Raw genomic sequence first — 235 nt, 5'->3', positions numbered from 1 at the left:
GACCGCGGTGGCCGTTCCTTCGGCGACCGTGACAACCGCTCGGGTGGCTTCGCCGGCCGCGACCGCGACGACCGCGGCAGCCGTTCCTTCGGTGACCGTCCGGCCCGTTCGTTCGGTGACCGTCCGGCCTTCGGTGACCGCAACCGGGACGACCGCGGCGGCAACACCCGTCCGTTCGCCCGCCGCGACGACCACCGCTCCGGTGGCCGTCCGCAGGGTGGCTTCGCCGGCCGCG

The 235-nt window shown here is 75.7% G+C and carries 1 pseudogene; it reads left to right on the top strand.

From position 1 onward, the window contains the following. Positions 1 to 235 (top strand): annotated as a pseudogene (locus UK12_RS42870) (hypothetical protein); the annotation flags it as partial.

The organism is Saccharothrix sp. ST-888, assembly GCF_000955975.1.
GTDB lineage: Bacteria > Actinomycetota > Actinomycetes > Streptomycetales > Streptomycetaceae > Kitasatospora.
The sequence above is the reverse complement of the archived record's forward strand: the minus strand, read 5'-3'. Positions and strand labels throughout refer to the sequence as shown.